Raw genomic sequence first — 1,776 nt, 5'->3', positions numbered from 1 at the left:
ACTAAGCTTCAGGATAATGACGGCGAGATTGCGGAGGCACCGGAGACGATTGCTGGGGAGCCGATCGAGCGCGTCAGCCCAATGGATGCGGCAATTCTGGGGGCGCTGGATGGCGTCAAGATGGCTGTGTCGATCGCCGCTGTGCTGATTTTGATTGTCGGCTTGGTGGCGCTGATTAACCAGATTTTTGCAGGGTTGGCAGGCTTACCGAGTCCGATCGGCGATGTCTTTAGAGTGGCAACGCTGCAAAACATCGAAGGTGCTTTGTTCTTGCCGTTTACAGCGCTAACAGGCGTATCACTGGACTGGAACGAACTTTGGGCGTCGTCTGTAATAATCGGACGCCGCCTGACTGAAACAGCGATTCCGCCCTATCAGGCGTTGGCAACAGCAGCAGCGGCTCCAGAGCGGGTGATTAGCGATCGTGCTGTGTTAATTATCAGCTACGCGCTGTCGGGGTTCGCTCATTTGGCATCGGTTGGGATTTTTGTGGGTGGGACGATCGCCCTTGCTCCCTCGCGTCGCAGAGACATTGCTCAGTTAGGCTGGAAGGCGCTATTCATTGGTACGCTGGCAACGCTAATGATTGCTTGTGTCGCAGGCGTGTACGACAACGGCAACCCTAGCATTCTCGGTGAAGAAGCGCCGCCTGTACCTGCTGTTAGCCCTTCTCCTGTCCTTAGTCCTTCGCCCGCTTCTAGCCCAGCAACCCCGTCACCTGCTGCATCGCCTACGCCGTCGCCACAAGCGCCCGCCACTCCTGCTGTTAGAACGTCACCGCAAAACGTTGCTCCCAGACCCAGAGTTTCACCGATCCCAACACCTAAATCGACTCCAACTCGCTCATGAGGCTGGTTCAGGTGGACCACAGATCATAGGGTAAGCATTGCCTACAAAGGCTTGCTACCAGAGCAATTTATGATCTTTCGACCAGTTCTGAATCGTTGCGCACTCTGCTTCGGACAGCGATCGTATCTGAAAGTCTGTGTTGAAGCAGTGACCCGCAGACTCGATTAGCGCATCCATAACGGTCTTAATCCGTTCCGCTCCTTGTAAACTGTGCGGCAACGTTGGTAAGACAGGCGCAACGCCAAACACCTGCTGAAACAGGGCAGCGTCCGGCTCTAGCTGGAGTGAACCGTGCTGGAGAACCGCAGTTCCGCGACGGAGCTGGGCGCTACCGATTAGCTTTGCGCCATCGATCGTGACCAAATCTGCACCCGTCGCGGTACCAAAACAGTTTGGGTTGTGGATATAGCCGCGTCCCGCTTGCCCGTAGTGCAGTTCGACACCGAGCGATCGCCAGCCCTGAATCAGAAACTCGCAAATCTGCTGGTATGCCTGCATTCGATTGGCTGGCAGATCCGACGTGATCACGGCGTAGGTTAAGTCTCCCTGATGCAGCACTGCCCGTCCCCCGCTCGGTCGCCGTACGAGGTCGATCGGCTTGCCATTCCAGAGCAAGCTCTCCCACTGCCGGAACCCGTGGCGCTGATGATAGCCGAGGGAAATTGCAGGTGGGTCCCAAATGTAGAAGCGTAGAGTTGGCGGATGCAGTCCTTGACGATGCTGCTCTAGCAGCCAAGCGTCGATCGCCATGTGCAGCTTCCCAGACGCCTGCATCAATGGAATCAGCCGCCACGTTGATGACATTGCCAGAAAAAACTCAGGCTGCGCCGAACTGTGATTGGAGCGCGTCGTCGTTGTCGTCGGCGAGCGTAGCGACGATCGTAATTGCCCGCGAGATTTCGCTGGGTGAGAGATCTGCCAGCGTCC

The 1,776-nt window shown here is 56.6% G+C and carries 2 protein-coding genes and 1 pseudogene; 1 reads left to right on the top strand and 2 read right to left on the bottom strand.

Going from position 1 to position 1,776, the window contains the following annotated elements; genetic code table 11:
• Positions 1 to 849 (top strand): nucleoside transporter C-terminal domain-containing protein (locus H6F43_RS00785; RefSeq protein WP_277879836.1); only part of this gene is annotated, 849 nt, incomplete at its 5' end.
• 54 nt (positions 850 to 903) lie between these two features.
• On the opposite strand, the gene H6F43_RS00780 is transcribed toward H6F43_RS00785, so the two are convergent.
• Positions 904 to 1,653, bottom strand: a complete 750-nt coding sequence (locus H6F43_RS00780) for a lipoate--protein ligase family protein (protein WP_190340128.1) — start codon at positions 1,651 to 1,653, stop codon at positions 904 to 906.
• A 13-nt stretch (positions 1,654 to 1,666) separates the two neighbouring features.
• Positions 1,667 to 1,776 (bottom strand): annotated as a pseudogene (locus tag H6F43_RS22060) (YbjN domain-containing protein); the annotation flags it as partial.

This window comes from Leptolyngbya sp. FACHB-36, assembly GCF_014695955.1.
Classification (GTDB): Bacteria; Cyanobacteriota; Cyanobacteriia; order Leptolyngbyales; family Leptolyngbyaceae; genus FACHB-36.
This window is presented reverse-complemented; position numbering and strand designations above follow the sequence as displayed.